A 16,354-nucleotide genomic window follows, 5' to 3' on the forward strand; every position below is an offset into this window, starting at 1 on the left:
AATTACAGTTGTGTGAATTACTACTCACAAGTTAATCAAACTATTCCCTACGGAGAATATAATTTGGGCTACGGGTCCGCTTTGTGGCCTTCAATATTTCGTCTGTCAGTTCCACGATATCGAATCCGTATTCCGCCAGCAGGGTTCGGACTTCGTCTTCGCTGCTGCCCTTTCGGTTCAGGGCAGCGGGATGAACTTCAATATATGCGAGTCGGCACTCGTCCGAAGACAGAACTTTCGGAGCCCCACGGATCAAGTTGCCCTCTTCACCGAGAATGTCTGATTTAACGATAGTTGGTGGGGTTACGTTTTCGTCTTCCACGACGGCATCAAGTGTCGTAACTAGAACTGTCGGACCGGATCCGGATTGCCGAACGGCACCCATTCCCCCTGCCGCCTCTCGGCGAATATCGAATCGTATCTCCCCCTCATCGTTTGAAACTGCGTAGTTTTTCGCGTTCGCATCTACGTCATTTAACTCTAAATTCCGAACCAAACTGTCGAAGGTTTTCGGATGGGGTTCGAAACAGACGATATCAACCTCCGCCTCCTGGAGACCGACGATGCAACTTATGAGTCCGATATGAGCACCGATATCGTAGAAAACGTCCCCGTCAGTTAACTCGTGAAGTAAATCGTCGAACAGTTGGTTCTCGTAGCTAGATGTAACGTCAGGGAGAAAGTTGTGTTCTCGTGCGGACTGTTTCCGAAAGGTCGCCTCCGTCCCGTCAATGGTTATCGTTTGTGTCGTCTCATCGAGGTTCCGTTCCTCGAACCGGTCCATGTAATTGAACAGTTGATAGTACGTCCTGTCGAGAGCGACATCAAGTCCCGTTCACTGCATGACGTTTCTTACTGGTCCGCGGTATCCGTACTGGAGGAACTTTGACCGGACGGTGTGTAGGAACCGTTGAACGGATCTCATAGTACAACACGATGTTGTTTTCTGTATTAAATACAATGTACTAGCATCATTGTAATTAAGTCAATGAATACGCGATACCGGTGAGGGATGGCGCTAATGTTTCCTAGGTCAGGCCCCCCTGTTTCAGCGATGTCACAGGAACGCCCCATGTGTAGTAGCCGCTGACAGTGATTGTACATCTGATCGCAGGACAGCGATGCGATCAGCGTGTCAACCGCTTCAGTGACTACAGTAGTTCATCACCGGCGTCCGTCAGTATCCACAACAATATTCACCGGAGACGCGGATATCCCTATATGGTGAAGTCAGTGCCGGTGACTCGATGGGGATAGCGAGTCGATTGGAGATCGATCCGCAGGTGTTGACCCTCGCTCTCGCCCGCATGACCGAGTCGGTCGGAAACTCCTTTCTCATCGTGGTGCTCCCGCTTTTCATCGGGAGTGGAGTGATCCAGGGGAACACGTACGGCCTGACGGAAGTCGCAGTAACGGGCATCGTCCTCTCCCTGTTCGGGTTCGTCAACAGTCCGTTGCAACCGGTTACTGGTCGACTGTCCGACCGAACCGGCCGTCGAAAGGTGTTCGTTCTGATAGGCCTGGTACTCATCGGTGTGGCCAGTTTCTCGTACTCGCTTGCGTCGACGTACTGGCATCTCGTCGGGTTGCGCGTACTGCAGGGCATCGCTGGCGCGCTGATCATCCCGACGACCGTGGCCCTGGTAAACGACCTGGCGACGGCGACGAACCGGGGCGGAAACATGGGCACCTACAACACCTTCAGACTCGTCGGCTTCGGGGTCGGTCCCATCGCCGCCGGTGCCGTGGTGTCGGCCGGTCCGTACGCACTGGAGTTGAGTACCGTGCAACTCGAGTTTAGCGGGTTCGACGCCGCGTTCTACTTCGCGACGCTGACGGCTACCCTCAGTTTCGTTCTGGTGGCGTTCCTGATCCGCGATCCCGACATGGAATCGGCCGAAGCGGGCGATTCGATGGCCGGGATCACCATGATCGACCGCACTGGCCAAGGGGTACTCGACCCCGTCTTCACTCTCGGTGTGGTCTCGTTTTTCATGGCCGTCGGGATCGCGATGTTCGCCACGCTCGGGGATATCATCAACGCGCGACTGAACCAGGGACCGACGTTGTTCGGACTCCAGTTCGCGGCGTTCGTCCTGGCGCAGATCCTGCTCCAGATGCCGATCGGACGGGCGACCGACTTCTACGGTCGAAAGGGGTTCATCGTACTCGGCATGGTTCTGCTCGTACCGACGACGTTCGTACAGGGGGTCCTGTACGACCCGTGGCTCATGTTCGCCGCCAGATTCGCTCAGGGCGTCGCCGGGGCGATGGTGTTCGCCCCCGCGCTCGCGCTCGCTGGTGACATCGCCCCGGACGGGCAGTCCGGATCGACGCTGTCCGTGTTGACGATGGCGTTCGGATTCGGCGTCGCTTTCGGGCCGCTAGTGTCGGGGTTTCTCGTCGAGTTCGGGTTCGTGGTCCCCTTCGCGTTCGGCGCGTTCCTCGCCGCTATCGGGGTGGTACTGGTCTGGTCGCAGGTCGAAGAAACGGTGACGTCGAAGAAGTCGGTCTTCCCGACCGACTGACTCGGAACCGGTCTCGGAGTCGGGAACGCGAGAGGCTCGTCCGACGCACTCGGAAAACCTTCGGCCGACGCATCCAGATACGAGCGGCCGACGCGGGACGACGGGGAGAAACGCAGACTACTACAGTCTCAGATAACTGCTGTCGCTCAGCCCGACAGCGTCTCCTTTTCGTCGCGGATCCGCCGCTGCATCTCCTCGTTTCCGTCGACCTGCGCGAGCTGTTCGGCCGCTTCGAGCGTCCGGACGCCGTTGTCGAGAAACGACAGAACGTCGCCCTCGTAGGCGTACAGCATGTAGTCGTCGCCCATCACGTCGACGATAGCCGCAGGACCGAGACCCTGCGCGCGCAGTTCCAGCAGGTAGCGAACGAACTTCTCCTCGGGATGTCCGCAGTACGGGTTGTTGTTACAGCCGCAGTCCAGAAAGTCCTCCGCGAAGTCGAGCACCTTGTCCCGCGTCGCCTCGTTCAGTTTCTCCAGACCGTCGCCCTGAAAGAGCACGTCGAGCGTCGCCCCCTTGAACGCCCCCTTCGGGATGTTCGTCTCCAGCTGGGAGGCGAGCTGGCGGTGATTCTTGACGTATATCTTGTCCGTAATGGCCACTGTTGACCGTTCGTAGGCGCGGCGTGAGCAAAAGCGTCCCGGATTCTATACTGTCGGACGTAACAGGTTCAGATATTTCGCGGGAACGTCCCCGCGAAATTCGTCACTGACTTCCGTCCGTCAGTATACAGTCCGCCGCAGGTCAGGCCGCGCCGAACAGGAACATGAAAACGGCCACCGCGCCGGCCACGATCGATGCCCCAGTACCCGAGAGGTTTCGACCGTCTTCGAGACCGAACCGCCAGATGACCGCGCCCCAGAGCGTCCCCAGCAGTCCGAAGACTGCTCCGACCGTATGGAGTACGCCCAACTCGCCGATCACGTCGTCGCGAAACACCGTCGGGTCAGTTCCGGCAGTGACCGTCACCGGATCGAACGTGAGAGACAGGACGACGAGGACGGCGGCGAAGCTCACGACGCTCGGGACCAGCCCCCAGGCCGCGACGACCCAGGCGTTCGATCTCGGCCCGTCGCCATCGAACAGCCACGACCCGGCGTACAACAGCAGGCCGACGAACAACCAGAGGACCGGGACCCCGACGATCATCTGCCCCGCGACGCTGCCGACGGCCTTCCAGAGGAAGACGTCGATGTCCTTGTCGACCGTCGCCGGTTCATCGCAGTCAGCGTTGCTGTTCGCACTTTCGAACGTGCCGTCGCAGAAGTTCTCCGGCGGGCGGTCGGGGTTGTCGACCGTGACAGTGCCGTCGATGTTTTCGGTCACGATAAACCCGAGAGAGTACACTCCGGCCGTCAGCCCAACGGTAACGAGAAGTACGACTGCGATGCCGCGAGCGAGGCTGATCTGGCGTCCGTCGAAATACCTGTCAGGTCTGAGGAGGGGTGTGCGAGGGGACACAGTTCTGGTATTTAATTTCGAGTGTAAATCTCTTTTGAACCATCGTACCGATAGCCACCCACAGAAGCGACGGACACGCAAGTACTCGGGTATAAAACCGCATCTAAACGCACGATACCGTCGTCAATCCGTCGAAAAACCGTTTCTGCGCTGCCTGTGTGTTGTCTGGTACCATGCCAGATCGCCATCTCTCCCGTCGGTCAGTACTGCGGACCACGTCCGGCGCGTTCGGTGTCGCGCCCGTCGGCGTTCGCCACGCCAGCGGAGAGGCTATCGGTACCGCCGGACGCTGTCCCGAGGCGACGATCCGGCCGGGGATGGAACACTGTACGGACACACACGGAGACGACTGCAGCGACGACCATCCGGAGACGGAGGCGATTCAGGACGCGGTCAGCCGAACGCTCGAAGACCGCTACCCGAACGTCGGAACGCTGATCGACGAAGGGTTCATCCCCTACTTCGACCTCGCGTCGTCCGGCGAGGAAGGCGGGTACTCCCACTGGATCAATCCGGACTATCTCGGCGACGAGACGGTACTTGATCCTGAGCGCCCGGAGTCCGTTCTCGTCGACAACAAGTGGTGGCGACCGATCGGCGTGATGTTCATTGCGACCGAGGACGGCGAAGCCGTCGACGACCCCCCGGCAGTCTACGGCGAGGGCGACGAGGCGTGTGCCCCGTGGCATTACCACACCGGCGTTCCCGGGCGGTTCGCCTGGTGGTACTACCAAAAGGTGTACGGATCGGACGGGAAGACGAGCCTGAAACTCCCCTGCCGAACCCCCTGTATGCTCCACGTCTGGACGTATCCGAACCCGAACGGCGTCTACGCTCACGGACCGCCGCCGCGCGGGAACCGCGGCGGTCCGCCCGCTGAGGATCCGGGGTTCGACACGTGGGCGACTCCCGGCGATGACGAACTGGAGTGGGATACGTTACCCGACGGCTTCGTCAGTCGGTTCAAACCGGACACGTCGCTCCGTGACCTGCTGTTCGGGTAGATGCATCCGTAACGCGTCGAAAGACAGCAGGAGATTTCACGGGCCGTTCGAACAGATCGGTGTATTTCACGGGCCGTTCGAACAGATCGGTGTATTTCACGGGCCGTTCGAACAGATCGGTGTATTTCACGGGCCGTTCGAACAGATCGGTGTATTTCACGGGCCGCTCGAACAGATCGGTGTGAGTCTCGACGACGAATACGAGGCGGGCGGTCGGCACCGCCCGCTAGTGGATATCGCAAGCCGTCGGTCCTCCGCACACCCCGTCGGGAAACGGTCGTTCCCGTAGATGGTATAAATGGCCTCACAAATCCGAGAACGCGCTATCTGCGGCAATCCCCGAGAACAAACCGAGACATGCGGACAGTACCAGCCCCTGACGGCATCGAGATCGCCTACGAACGCAGCGGCGACGGACCGCCGCTGATCCTCCTACACGGCGGGTCGGGGTGCCACCGGCACTGGGACGCGCTCCGACCTCACCTCGACGAGGATTTCACTCTCGTCACTCCTGACCGACGCGGACGGGGTGAGAGTGGCGACGCCGAACAGTACGACCTCGACCGCGAAGTCGAGGACCTGCGGACGCTCGTCGCCGCCGTCGACGGCGACCCCGTCGTGTTCGGCCATTCGTTCGGTGGACTGGTCGCACTCGCGGCCGCCGACGAGGTGGACCTCGACGCACTCGTCCTCTACGAACCGGCGCTTCTGGTCGGTGAACACCGCGGCGACGACCTGGCCGACCGGATGCAGGAACGGCTAGACGCCGGCGAGCGCCGCGCGGCGATGCGGTTGTTCATCGAGGAAGGCGGCGGCGTTCCGGACGTCGAAGCGTTGCCGTGGTGGCCCGACGAGGCGAATCTCGACCGCACCGAGACGGTCATCCGGGAGAACCGCGCCGTCGAGGCGTTTCGACTGCCGGAGGAGCCTGATATCGACGTCCCCACGCTTCTCCTGACCGGCGAACGCGGGCCCGAACACCTTCGAGACGCCGTGTTCGCGCTCCGCGAGCGCCTTCCGGACACTCGTCTCGTAGAACTCGATGGCGTCGGGCACGTCGCGACCGAGTCGGCCCCGGAACGAGTCGCCGACGCGGTGCGCCCGTTTCTTCGTGACAGTCACAGCCCGGAGTCGTAACGTATTTTAATTCCTCACCTGTTACGAATAGGTGTGTCCGGGTTGGGGTAGTGGACTATCCTTCAGCCTTGTGGAGGCTGAGACGCGGGTTCGATTCTCGCACCTGGACCTTCTCGCGACGAACGGACGTGAGGAGCGTGCCGTCCCCCCGAAAGAGAATCGAATCACGCGAGACGAGAGACCGGGTCTCGCACCGGGTTCGATTCTCGCACCTGGACCTCGCTTTTCGAGGCGACGAACCCACTCGTCATGAACTTCGAGATCAATCGTTAGCCCCCTCCTGTACGTCCGGAACGGTAAACGAAACCGTAGTCCCCTCGCCCGGGGTGGACTCGACCCAGATCTCCCCGTCGTGCCGTTCGATGATCCGCTCACAGAGCGCGAGGCCGATCCCCGTGCCGGAGTGTTCGGTGTGGCTGTGTGCCCGCTGGAAGACCTCGAAGATCCGGTCCTGGTCCTCCGGAGCGATACCGACCCCCTCGTCGGAAACTGACACCGTCCACTCCGCGCCGCTCCGTTCGGCGAAGACATGAATTCGGGGCGGTTCGTCGCCGCTGTACGTTATCGCGTTAGAAAGCAGGTTCTGGAGGACTTGACGGAGTTGTTCCGGGTCGCCACGGACTCGCGGGAGCGACTCTGCCGTGACCTCGGCGTCGTAGCCCTCGATTTTTATCCGGAGGTCCTCGCGAACGGCCGCAAGGACGTCCGTCAGATCAACAGGCTGGAACTCGTCGCCTCGGGTTTCGACCCGCGAGTACTGGAGCAACCCGTTGATCATCCCGCGCATACGGTCCGCGCCATCGACCGCGAATTCGAGGAACTCCCGGCCCTCCTCGTCGATGGCGTCGCCGTACCGGGTCTCGATCAGTTGCAGGTAACTCGAAACCATGCGCAGAGGCTCTTGCAGGTCGTGAGAGGCGGCGTACGCGAACTGTTCGAGCCGTTTGTTCGACTCCTCTAACTGCCGCTGATACTCCCTGCGTTTGGTAACGTCCTGTACCACAAGCATCCCCGCGAACACCTCGTCGTCGGCGTTTCTGATCGGCAGCGTGTGGGCGAACAGGTGACGGTCATGATAGTCGGTCTCGAAAGAATGTGACTCTCCGGCGAGCGCCGCGTTGAAGTACGGTTCGACCTCCTCGACTATCTCGTCGGGATAGATGTCGTAGACGCTGTTTCCGATCCGCTCCTCCGAATCGACGCTGGATACGTCCAGAAGCCCTCCGCCGACAGCGGTGTAGCGCAGGTTCTCGTCGAACAGGCCGACCGCGCCGTTCGGGAAGTTCTCGACCAGCGTTCGGTACCGGCGTTCGGACTTCTCGAGTTTCCGCCGCTGTTTCTCGCGCTCGGTCACGTCTCGGACGACGCCGACTCGCTCCTGACCCCCGTCAGTCGGGAGCGACGTGAACGTCACTTCGACTGGAACGCGATTCCCGTCCGCCGTCCGGATCGTCGTGGCAAGCGTCGGGCTTGCCGCGTCGCCGTCCGCCATCTCCGCCCGTAGCTCCGACGCTCGTTCGATGGTCGCCTCGTCGACGATACGAGTAGCGTGCTCACCGAGCAACTCCTCGCGGCTGTAGCCGGTCAACTCGGTGTACGCGTCGTTGACCATCGTGTAATGGCCGTTCTCGTCGACCACGTAGATTCCATCGTCGATCGTTTCGACGATCCGCTCGTACTTGGCCAGTTCCCGGTCGCGTTCTCTCCGGTCCGTTATGTCGCGCCCGATGCCGGCCAGCACGGGGGTTCCGTCAGGGGCTTCGAGCCCGGAGGCGACGAACTCGTACGGGATCCGCTCACCGTCCTTGGTCAGGACGTCCGCTTCGATCCGCGAGCTCCCGGTTTCGAATAGCTCCGCCATCCCGTTCGCGAGCGCGTCCCGGTCCGGTTCGGCGACGAACTCCAGCGGCTGCATCGACTCGATCTCCGCGTCCGAATACCCGGTGACTCTGTTCAGGCTCTCGTTCCACCGCTGGAAGTTGCCCGCACGGTCGACGACGTAAAACAGGTCGTCGACGGCGGCGAAGATATCGTCGGAGTACTCCTTGTATCGCTTGAGCCGTCGTTCGCGTTCGTGCAGGCGACGCTCTTTCTCCGTGCGATCGATCGCAGCGGCCAGAACGTTCGCGACGTTTTTGACGAACGTCGCGTCGTCCTGCGTGAATTCGCGGCAGTCCGTCGTGTGGGTGCCCAGGATCCCCCACGGCTCTTCGAGCGGTCCGATGATGACGCTGATCCCGCTGACGACGTCGTGACTAGTGAGTAGTTCGGGGCCGGAGAACCGGTCCTCGGTGCGCAGGTCGTCGACGATGACTGGTTCCTCGGAGAGCAGCGTAAAGCCCGCCTGCGAGTCAGTGTCCGTCGGGACGGTTTCAGTTCCGACGAGCCCGTCGCGCCAGCCGACGCCCTGGCGGAGCAGGACCTCGTCACCGTCGGGTAACAGTTCCAGAACCTTGCAGTACTCGGTGTCGAGCGTCTCAGCGACGGCGACCGAGGCGTCGTGCATGAGCCGGTCGAGGTCGTCAGTTTCCAGGGCGCGCTCGCCCAGATCGGCGACGACCTCCTGCTGACGGACCCGTTTGCGGAGCGCGGCGTTCGCCTCGGAAGACGGTCCCATTTGGCACTGATAGTCGAGGGACGACTGTAAACCCTTCTTTGGAAACGGCCCGCGGCGTAGTGCGCCTCTGACAGCCGAGCGGGATGCGACGCGGCCGGCGGATCGCGGGCCGACGATTCCCCGCCACCGCACGCCCGTCGACGCGCCCTCAGGGCGTCAGCACTACCTTGATGCAGCCGTCCTCCTTGTCGCGGAACGTCTCGTACATCTCCGGCCCCTTCTTCAGCGGTTCCTGATGAGTAATGACGAACGACGGGTCGATGTCGCCGTCCTCGATCCGTTGCAAAAGCGGGTCGAGATAGCGTTGCACGTGCGTTTGCCCCGTCTTCACCGTCAGGGCTTTGTTCATCAGCGGACCCACTGGGACGTTGTCCGCGTGTCCGAGGTAGACGCCGGGAACCGACAGCGTCCCGCCCTTCCGACAGCATCTGATCGCTTGCCGAAGGACGTGCGGGCGGTCAGCTTCGAGTTTCGCCTGTTGTTTCACCTTGTCGGCGACCCCCATGACGCCCGTTCCGTGGGCCTCCGTCCCGACCGCGTCGATACACCGGTCCGGACCGCGGCCGCCGGTCATCCCCATGAGCCGGTCGTAAACGTCGTCTTCCTCGAAGTGGACGGTCTCCGCTTCCCCGTGTTCTCGCGCCATCTGTAACCGCTCCGGAACGCGGTCGATGGCGATCACCCGACCTGCGCCGAGCATCCAGGCGCTCTGAATGGCGAACTGTCCGACCGGCCCGCACCCCCAGACTGCGACCGTGTCATCCTCCTCGATCTCTGCGTTCTCGGCGGCCATGTAGCCCGTGGGGAAGATGTCCGAGAGGAAAAGCACCTGCTCGTCCGGCAGGTCCGATTCGATCTTGACCGGCCCCACGTCGGCGTACGGCACCCGAAGGTACTCCGCCTGCCCCCCGGCGTATCCCCCAAGCATGTGCGAATACCCGAACAGTCCAGCCGGCGACTGACCCATCATCTCGCGGGCGATTTCCGCGTTCGGATTCGAGTTGTCACAGAGCGAGTAGAGCCCCTCCTCACAGAACCAGCACGAGCCACAGCTGATCGTGAAGGGGACGACCACGCGGTCGCCCTCCTGGAGAGTCTCGACGCCGCTTCCCACGTCGACGACCTCCCCCATCGGTTCGTGGCCCAGCACGTCGCCCTCTCGCATCGTCGGCACGTAGCCGTCGTACAGATGGAGGTCGGATCCGCAGATCGCGGTGGCGGTGACCTCGATGATCGCGTCGTGCGGATTGACGAGTTCGGGCTCCGGCACTTCCTCAACGCGAACGTCTTCCGTCCCGTGCCAGGTGAGCGCTCTCATCGGCCCCTCCCGGTTCGGCCGTGGACGCTAACTCCTCTCCACGGCCGTCGTTCGGTAGGTCGGCACGTCCTGCCGGTTTCATCGTCCGTACCGGTGGCGTTCTCGGTGCCCTCGATAGGACCCGTCGGTCCGTCGAACTCGATACCCCCGTCGCGTCGGCGCGACGAACACTGCACCGTCCGTGATCCGAGTCTGTCTCTCACTGTATCCCCCGATATCTACGACCACGGAACGTTCATTAAAAATTGTGTAGTGTATCCAAATCGAGAGACGCAACGTACTTGCAAGTCGAGTTCTCGACCCCGAGCGAGTTCGGGAGATCGTGCAGCAGGTATATTCCGTCAGCGTGTCAGGTATACGTATGGGCGGCACACCAGCTGAAGGGGGCGTTTCTCCGGAAGAACCGGCAAACCGGGACGGAGAGACGCCGGTCCTCGAACAACCGACCACTACCGACGAAGCGACGGTCACGGAGGAAGGGACCGAACTAGAGCGAACCATCGGCCTGACGGGAGGCATCGCCATCGGCGTCGGCACGATGATCGGAGCGGGCATCTTCGTGTTCCCGGGAATCGCGGCTGGACAGGCCGGTCCCGCGGCTGCGGGGTCGTTCGCAATCGGCGCTGTGGTCGCGCTCCTAGTCGCGTTACCGGCCTCAGAGCTGGCGACGGCCATGCCCCGTAGCGGCGGCGGCTACTACTTCATCTCGCGGGGAATGGGGTCGCTTTTCGGGGCGGTCGTCGGGCTCTCGCTGTGGTTCGGTCTTGTGTTTGCCTCGGCGTTTTACCTCGTCGGGTTCGGCTTCTACGCGGAGGCGGTGCTCGCCAGACTGGGCGTCTCGCTCGGCGGGTTCGACATCGTCGTCCCCCTGGCGCTGCTGTTCGGCGTGTTCCTGACGGTGTTGAACGTGACTGGGACGGAAAACGCCGCGAAGCTTCAGAACGGAGTGGTCGCGGTCCTGTTGGCGATCATCGTCGGGTTTCTCAGCTTCGGTGGCCTCTCCGCGCTCGGACTCATCGGCGATCCCGAACCCGTCAGTGAGCCCTTTCTGTCGAAGGGTGCGTTTCCCGTGCTGACGACCGCCGCACTCGTGTTTACCTCCTATCTCGGCTTCGCGCAAGTCGCCACCGTCGCGGGCGAGATCAAACAGCCCGGACGAAATCTGCCGCTGGCCATGGTGGGGTCGGTTCTCATCGTCGGCGTGCTTTACGTCGCGACCATCTTCGTGGCTGTCAGCGCGTTCGGCAGCGATCGGCTCGCCGCGTTCGGGGAGACGGCGATGGTGTCAGTCGCCGAGAGCTTCCTCGGTCCAGTCGGCGCGTTCGCCATCCTCGTGGGCGGCCTGCTGGCGACGGTATCGAGCGCGAACGCCTCGATCCTGAGTACGTCGCGGGCGATCTACGCGGTGAGCAAAGACGCGTTGCTCCCGCGGGTCGCGAGTCGGATCAACCTGCGATACGGGACTCCACACGTCGCGCTCGGGTTGGCCGGCGGTCCGATCATCGTCCTTATCCTCCTCGGTGAGGTCGAGGTTCTCGCCGAGGTCGCCTCGTTTCTGCATCTCGTCATGTACGGACTGCTGTGTGTTGCGCTGATCGCGCTCAGACGGGACGAACCCGAGTGGTACGACCCTGAGTTCCGGACCCCCGGATATCCGGTCGTACCCGTCCTCGGAGCGCTGGCGAGTTTCGCACTCATCGGATTCATGCAACTGGCGTCCCAACTGATCGGCCTCGTCGTCATGGCGCTGTCCGCAGGGTGGTACCTCTATTACGCTCGCGACGTGAAACTCAAGGGGGTTCTGTAATGTCCGGATCCGACTGGAACGTCCTCGTACCGATAGAAGTCCTCGAAGGGGAGTCGGTCCCCGAGACCGTCATCGAACTCCTGTCGACGCTGCCGGTGGTTTTGCTCGGGTATCACGTCCTCCCGGAGCAGACCCCGCCGGGACAGGCGCGAATGCAGTTCGAGGACCAGGCACAGGCGAAACTCGACGACCTCGTTGCCGCCTTCGATGCGGCCGACGGGACCGCCGAGACTCGCCTGGTGTTCACCCACGACGAAGACCAGACGGTTGAGCGAGTCGCGGACGAAACCGGGTGCGAGGCGATCCTCCACCCGAACCCATCGTCCCGGATCGAACGGCTACTGCTCCCAGTGAGTACCGATGCCGACCTCGATCGAATCGCGGGGTTCGTGGCATCAGTCGTCGGTGACCGAGACATCGAACTCACCCTGTACTACGTCGCGGAGACGGATGCGGACGTTCCGTCGGGAGAAGCGGTAGTCGAGGAGGCGACGGGTCTCCTCCGCGAGCGTGGCGTCGCCGCTAATGCGATCACCGGAGACGTGACTGTTTCCGGAGCGCCGGTCCGGGCCATCGCGACGGCGGCCGCGGATCACGACGCAGTCGTGATGGGGGAGAGCGAACCCTCGCTCGGGAGCGTTCTCTTCGGGGACCCGTCGGAACAGGTCGCCGACCGCTCGCTCGGACCAGTCATCGTCGTCCGCAACGAGCGCGACGCGGACGCGAGCGCCCCCGCCGAGTGACTACCGCGTCGACGCGAGCGAGCCCAATCACTGCATCTCAGCGCACTCATCCGGGGATAGTACCAGTAGTGGCGTCGACGGCGGTACTATGCGGTGACGGTACCTCGTGTCGCTGTGAAGGCGAGTAGTAGCGGGAACGTAGCCGGTGCGAGCAGTTCACAACCTGTGAGAACTCGCTAGTCGGGGGTTGCTGGCCGCCGCCGCGTGAGGTACTGGTCTTCCCACTCCTTGCGCGCCTCTATCTCGCGCTGTCCGCGGTCCGTGAGCCGATACTCGTTCGTTCGGCGGTCCTTCTCTCCCTTCTCGACCAACCCCTTCTCGACGATAGTGTCGAGATTAGGGTAGAGACGGCCGTGATGGATGTCTTTCTCGTAATACTCCTCTAACTCCTCTTTGATCGCGAGACCGTGGAGGTTCTGCTGTCCAGCGATAATGTAGAGCAGGTCACGCTGGAAACCGGTTAGATCGTACATTGTCTCTCTACTCGGCACGTATATTAGTGCGCCTACACTTATAATTAATTATTAGTTTCTGAGGATGAATCGAATCGATCATCCCGGGGTTTGTTGCGTTCGGGAGTCCGACCCCATCGGTTTTGGACGTGGCGACCGACCAGTACGAACGCATGAACGGGAGAGACATCGCTACGGAACCGAGAAACACCGCCGGCAGAGAGCGGGGCGAGGCGAGAACCGGCTACACGAACGGCTCGAAGGCGAAACGGACCGTACGGCGGGCCATCAACTCCGGCGCGGTAGCGGGGTTCAGCGGTGGTATCGGGCTCCTCTGGGGGATAGTGACGCTCGGACGCGGTGACAGCGAACGGGGGATAACGCGGCTTCTCCTCGGCGGATCACTGATCGCGATCGCCAGCGGACAGCGCCAGTCCGCCGGCGATAGCGCGGGCGAACAGCCCGATATCGACCAGACGGACGTCATCGGTTCGACTGACATCGAAGCGGCCGCTTCGGGGGGCAAGACCGGCGACAGTCAGCGGGCGAGCGGCGACGAAGCGCAGGAGGTCGTCGGGAGTTCGGTCGACATCGAGGACGCGGGTCCCGGCACCGAACTCGACAGTGACCCGGCTGAGTCGACAGTCGATCAGACGGACGTAGCCGGGAGTAGCATCGACGATCCCAACCTGAACGATTCAGGCTCGGACGACGCAGACACCGGCGGTTAACCGGACGAGCCGAACGGGTAACTAACTGATCGGGACTGTTGCAAGTCAGTTCGGTAGTTCGCCGACACGGAGTCAGTGAATACCCGGACACAGTTACGACAGTCCCTACGAGTCGTTCGGATGGCCGGGAGGGGCCGGTCCGACCGTTCTCCGCAGGCCGGCGTGCTCCGCCGAGGGTAACTGAACCCTCAAGAGGGTCGCCCGCGTAGTGTCCCGGAGTGACCGAGACACTCGAACTCCCGAACGGCGAGGAGGTCACGCCGGAGGACGTCTTCCTCTACAACAACTACCCGTACCGCTTCGTCCCGGAAACCGACGAAGGAGACGCGTTCAAACTCTCACCGCTGTACTGGGGCGACAGCGAGATGGACGTGCCGTTCCCCGACGAGGACGCCCTCACCGAACAGTGGGGTGACGGTTCCCGCGGAACCCTATCGACCGAGGAGTGGGAGCAGTGGCTCCGAGACGCCCGCCGCGACGAACGGTTCGGAGAGGCGGAACTCGACGCCATCGAGGACGAACTCTCGACGACGGAACGCGGGATCGTCACGTCGCTTCGGGACGCGCTCGGCCTGTAACCGAGGAATGACCCGTCGACGGCACCGAGGCCGACCGGCGATCCCCAACCGGAATTCGCATTGGCCAAATAACATATATGTGAAAAGTTCGAACCGTCGAACGGGTGATATCCCATCGTCACCCACCCCCCACCCCCATTTGCGGTTTTCGTAGATCACCCGGAGACACGCAGCTGATTCGGTACTGACTGCCAGAGTCGCCTTCCGGACCGCTTTTTTGACGCCGCCGCGAACCGTCCCGGTGGCGTGTTCCCTTCGTCCGCGACATCGACGGTCCGTCGGCTTCGACGGTTCGACGCGCTGATCGTGACCGCGCTCATCTGGTTTCTCGCGAAGTTCCTTCGGTACGCGTTCCCGCCGCTGTTCGAGACGTTTCAGGGGTCGTACGACGCATCGTACGCCGTTCTCGGCGCGGCGTACACCGGGCTGATGCTCGTGTACGCCGCGGTGCAGTTCCCCTCGGGACTGCTCGCCGACCGGGTCGGGTCGGTAACAGTGATCACGGCGGGCGCGTTACTGGCGGCGGCGGGCGCACTCGCACTGGTCGTCGACTCGCCGTTTGTCGTGCTCGTCGGGGCGATGCTGCTCGTCGGCGTGGGAACGGGCGTTCACAAGACGGTCGCGGTTCGCCTCCTGTCGCGTACGTACCCCGACCGTACGGGACGGGCGCTCGGCGTAATGGACACCGTCGGCGCGTTCGGGGGCGTCGCCGCACCCGCCGCAGTCGCCGTCTTTCTCGGGTCGGCCGGACTGGTCGGCGCGGGGTGGCGGACGCTGTTTCTCCTGGCCGGGGTCGCGGGCGTCGTGCTGGCGGCGGCGTTCGCCGTTCGCGTTCCCGGTCGGATCGCCGCGAGTACGGTCGAGCGCGCCGGTGCGGGCGACGCCGAGACAGGGGTCCGACAGTACGTCGCGCTGTTTCGGGAGTGGCGCTTCGCGGCGTTCGTCCTCGCGACGGTGCTCTTTTCGTTCACGTACAACGGGTTCGTCGCGTTCCTACCGGTGTATCTCACCAGCGAGGCGGGTCTCGGGACGGCGACGGCGAGCCTGCTGTACAGCGCGCTCTTCGTTGCGAGTCTCGTCCAGATACTCTCCGGCGAGGCGAGCGACCGCGTCGGCGAACTGCCGGTCATCGGAGCCACGCTCGGGCTAGCGACCGTCGCGCTCGTCGCGCTCGTTCTCCTGACGCCGACCGGCGACCCGCTACTGTTGGGGGTCGCCGTCGTCGCGACGGGTCTGGGGAGCCACGGTTACCGACCGGTGCGGGGCGCGTACCTGATGGCGGCCGTGCCGGAATCGATCGCCGGAGGGAGCCTCGGCGTCGTCCGGACGCTTCTGATGGGAGCGGGCGCCGTCTCGCCCGCGGTCGTCGGCGTCCTCTCGGAGACGGTCGGCTTCCGACCGGCGTTCTGGCTGCTCACAGCGTCGATAGCGTGCGCGACGGCGCTCGCCGGGGTGCTGTGGGCCGACGACCGCTGACCGACCGCCGACCCGGAATAGTCCGTTTCCAGTCGTCACCGCCGATTGCAGACGATGCGGACGCGAGGGGAGACAGGGGAAGCCTTTCGGCGCTCGGCGGACGCCATCGCCTGCTGACCGCGGCTACGCGCAGGTCGGTGACAGGGCCGAGCGCGTCTCACCGATCTGACGCCAGCGAGCGCATAACTGTGTGGGTGTCGTACTCATCCCCATGCCGGTACCTGGATACGACCCGGAAGACATTGACGACACTCTCGAATCGCACCTCGGCGAGGATGGGCTCAGAGAGCGACTTTCCGACGAAGAGTGGGAGGCCTACCAACACGAAGACGCGAGCCTGGTCGACATCCTCGACGAAAGCGAGATAGAACGGTTACTCGACGCGGACGGGGACGGAAACGACAGCGGCGGTTCCGCCGCTGGCGACGGGACAGCCGAGGCGAACGATACGAGCCCCGACGGCGAGGACGACTGACGCCGAAGCCACTTTCTATCAGCGCAC

The 16,354-nt window shown here is 62.9% G+C and carries 15 protein-coding genes and 1 tRNA gene; 10 read left to right on the forward strand and 6 right to left on the reverse strand.

What is annotated here, in order from left to right; all coding sequences use genetic code 11:
- Window positions 1-40 precede the first annotated feature (40 nt).
- On the reverse strand, window positions 41-784 hold the full coding sequence (locus tag EYW42_RS08985) for an FkbM family methyltransferase (RefSeq protein ID WP_135534933.1): 744 nt from the start codon (window positions 782-784) through the stop codon (window positions 41-43).
- 463 nt (window positions 785-1,247) lie between these two features.
- Between EYW42_RS08985 and EYW42_RS08990 the strand changes: the two genes are divergently transcribed.
- Entirely contained in the window at window positions 1,248-2,528 is a 1,281-nt protein-coding gene (locus EYW42_RS08990) for an MFS transporter (protein ID WP_135534934.1), read from the forward strand.
- Between the two features lie 146 nt (window positions 2,529-2,674).
- Here the strand turns inward: EYW42_RS08990 and EYW42_RS08995 are convergent, their stop codons facing one another.
- Complete coding sequence (locus EYW42_RS08995) at window positions 2,675-3,130, reverse strand: DUF5814 domain-containing protein (protein ID WP_135534935.1); 456 nt, start codon at window positions 3,128-3,130, stop codon at window positions 2,675-2,677.
- Window positions 3,131-3,272: 142 nt separating this feature from the next.
- Complete coding sequence (locus EYW42_RS09000; protein ID WP_161972929.1) at window positions 3,273-3,989, reverse strand: Yip1 family protein; 717 nt, start codon at window positions 3,987-3,989, stop codon at window positions 3,273-3,275.
- A gap of 173 nt (window positions 3,990-4,162) precedes the next feature.
- Between EYW42_RS09000 and EYW42_RS09005 the strand changes: the two genes are divergently transcribed.
- From EYW42_RS09005 to EYW42_RS09015, 3 genes are all read left to right on the forward strand, one after another.
- Complete coding sequence (locus EYW42_RS09005) at window positions 4,163-4,993, forward strand: hypothetical protein (RefSeq protein WP_135534937.1); 831 nt, start codon at window positions 4,163-4,165, stop codon at window positions 4,991-4,993.
- 357 nt (window positions 4,994-5,350) lie between these two features.
- Window positions 5,351-6,130 (forward strand): alpha/beta fold hydrolase, encoded by a 780-nt coding sequence (locus EYW42_RS09010; RefSeq protein ID WP_135534938.1) that lies wholly within the window; start codon window positions 5,351-5,353, stop codon window positions 6,128-6,130.
- A gap of 36 nt (window positions 6,131-6,166) precedes the next feature.
- A tRNA-His gene (locus EYW42_RS09015) sits at window positions 6,167-6,239 on the forward strand.
- A gap of 153 nt (window positions 6,240-6,392) precedes the next feature.
- On the opposite strand, the gene EYW42_RS09020 is transcribed toward EYW42_RS09015, so the two are convergent.
- Both EYW42_RS09020 and EYW42_RS09025 read right to left on the reverse strand, forming a co-directional pair.
- Window positions 6,393-8,747 (reverse strand): PAS domain S-box protein, encoded by a 2,355-nt coding sequence (locus EYW42_RS09020; RefSeq protein WP_135534939.1) that lies wholly within the window; start codon window positions 8,745-8,747, stop codon window positions 6,393-6,395.
- A gap of 148 nt (window positions 8,748-8,895) precedes the next feature.
- On the reverse strand, window positions 8,896-10,065 hold the full coding sequence (locus EYW42_RS09025; protein ID WP_135534940.1) for a zinc-dependent alcohol dehydrogenase: 1,170 nt from the start codon (window positions 10,063-10,065) through the stop codon (window positions 8,896-8,898).
- A 361-nt stretch (window positions 10,066-10,426) separates the two neighbouring features.
- Between EYW42_RS09025 and EYW42_RS09030 the strand changes: the two genes are divergently transcribed.
- Both EYW42_RS09030 and EYW42_RS09035 read left to right on the forward strand, forming a co-directional pair.
- Window positions 10,427-11,872: an APC family permease gene (locus EYW42_RS09030; RefSeq protein ID WP_135534941.1), complete on the forward strand. Its 1,446-nt coding sequence runs from the start codon at window positions 10,427-10,429 to the stop codon at window positions 11,870-11,872.
- Window positions 11,872-12,615, forward strand: a complete 744-nt coding sequence (locus tag EYW42_RS09035; protein ID WP_135534942.1) for a universal stress protein — start codon at window positions 11,872-11,874, stop codon at window positions 12,613-12,615. Before EYW42_RS09030 ends, EYW42_RS09035 begins: the two co-directional genes overlap by 1 nt.
- Before the next feature lie 176 nt (window positions 12,616-12,791).
- On the opposite strand, the gene EYW42_RS09040 is transcribed toward EYW42_RS09035, so the two are convergent.
- A complete protein-coding gene (locus EYW42_RS09040; RefSeq protein ID WP_135534943.1) occupies window positions 12,792-13,088 on the reverse strand; it encodes a helix-turn-helix transcriptional regulator in 297 nt (98 codons plus the stop codon).
- Window positions 13,089-13,240: 152 nt separating this feature from the next.
- Here EYW42_RS09040 and EYW42_RS09045 point away from each other — a divergent pair, with 152 nt between their 5' ends.
- The 4 genes from EYW42_RS09045 to EYW42_RS19785 all read left to right on the forward strand — a co-directional run bounded on the left by EYW42_RS09045 (window position 13,241) and on the right by EYW42_RS19785 (window position 16,327).
- Entirely contained in the window at window positions 13,241-13,798 is a 558-nt protein-coding gene (locus EYW42_RS09045; RefSeq protein WP_135534944.1) for a hypothetical protein, read from the forward strand.
- Window positions 13,799-14,016: 218 nt separating this feature from the next.
- Window positions 14,017-14,376, forward strand: a complete 360-nt coding sequence (locus EYW42_RS09050) for a hypothetical protein (protein WP_135534945.1) — start codon at window positions 14,017-14,019, stop codon at window positions 14,374-14,376.
- Window positions 14,377-14,622: 246 nt separating this feature from the next.
- On the forward strand, window positions 14,623-15,852 hold the full coding sequence (locus EYW42_RS09055) for an MFS transporter (RefSeq protein WP_135534946.1): 1,230 nt from the start codon (window positions 14,623-14,625) through the stop codon (window positions 15,850-15,852).
- 211 nt (window positions 15,853-16,063) lie between these two features.
- Window positions 16,064-16,327, forward strand: coding sequence for a hypothetical protein (locus EYW42_RS19785; protein WP_135534947.1), 264 nt, complete (start codon window positions 16,064-16,066; stop codon window positions 16,325-16,327).
- Window positions 16,328-16,354 lie beyond the last annotated feature (27 nt).

It is taken from the genome of Halostella pelagica, from assembly GCF_004762015.1.
In the GTDB taxonomy this organism is placed as follows: domain Archaea; phylum Halobacteriota; class Halobacteria; order Halobacteriales; family Natronoarchaeaceae; genus Halostella; species Halostella pelagica.

What these genes read in the sequence shown, in the direction of transcription:
- EYW42_RS08985 (WP_135534933.1), bottom strand. Translation starts at nt 784, where the DNA reads ATGGACCGGTTCGAGGAACGGAACCTCGATGAGACGACACAAACGATA.
- EYW42_RS08990 (WP_135534934.1), top strand. Translation starts at nt 1,248, where the DNA reads ATGGGGATAGCGAGTCGATTGGAGATCGATCCGCAGGTGTTGACCCTC.
- EYW42_RS09005 (WP_135534937.1), top strand. Translation starts at nt 4,163, where the DNA reads ATGCCAGATCGCCATCTCTCCCGTCGGTCAGTACTGCGGACCACGTCC.
- EYW42_RS09010 (WP_135534938.1), top strand. Translation starts at nt 5,351, where the DNA reads ATGCGGACAGTACCAGCCCCTGACGGCATCGAGATCGCCTACGAACGC.
- EYW42_RS09020 (WP_135534939.1), bottom strand. Translation starts at nt 8,747, where the DNA reads ATGGGACCGTCTTCCGAGGCGAACGCCGCGCTCCGCAAACGGGTCCGT.
- EYW42_RS09025 (WP_135534940.1), bottom strand. Translation starts at nt 10,065, where the DNA reads ATGAGAGCGCTCACCTGGCACGGGACGGAAGACGTTCGCGTTGAGGAA.
- EYW42_RS09030 (WP_135534941.1), top strand. Translation starts at nt 10,427, where the DNA reads ATGGGCGGCACACCAGCTGAAGGGGGCGTTTCTCCGGAAGAACCGGCA.
- EYW42_RS09035 (WP_135534942.1), top strand. Translation starts at nt 11,872, where the DNA reads ATGTCCGGATCCGACTGGAACGTCCTCGTACCGATAGAAGTCCTCGAA.
- EYW42_RS09040 (WP_135534943.1), bottom strand. Translation starts at nt 13,088, where the DNA reads ATGTACGATCTAACCGGTTTCCAGCGTGACCTGCTCTACATTATCGCT.
- EYW42_RS09045 (WP_135534944.1), top strand. Translation starts at nt 13,241, where the DNA reads ATGAACGGGAGAGACATCGCTACGGAACCGAGAAACACCGCCGGCAGA.
- EYW42_RS19785 (WP_135534947.1), top strand. Translation starts at nt 16,064, where the DNA reads ATGCCGGTACCTGGATACGACCCGGAAGACATTGACGACACTCTCGAA.